A 263-nucleotide genomic window follows, 5' to 3' on the forward strand; every position below is an offset into this window, starting at 1 on the left:
GGCGTCCGCCCGCCCGGGATCGCCGAACCACACCTTGGGAAGCTCCGCCACCGCCTTGCCGGTTTCCGCTACCGTGCGGCGCAAAAGCCGGCGGTAGCCCCGGGGCTCGGGACACACGCCGCTCGCCTTCAGGTTCTCCCGCAAGCGCTTGGCATAGCGAGGTGAGGACAGGTACACACCCCGCCCGATTACGCCGCCGATGGCATGGAGCCAGCTCAAGGGGAGGTAGGCCGCCCAGCCCAATAGGGGTTTCAGCATGGGCT

General features: G+C 68.8%; 1 pseudogene. It reads right to left on the minus strand.

The features are described 5' to 3' along the window. A pseudogene (locus ACTFO6_RS18945) lies at window positions 1-263 on the minus strand (lysophospholipid acyltransferase family protein); the annotation flags it as partial.

It is taken from the genome of Pelomicrobium sp. G1, from assembly GCF_051905455.1.
Lineage (GTDB): Bacteria > Pseudomonadota > Gammaproteobacteria > Burkholderiales > UBA6910 > Pelomicrobium.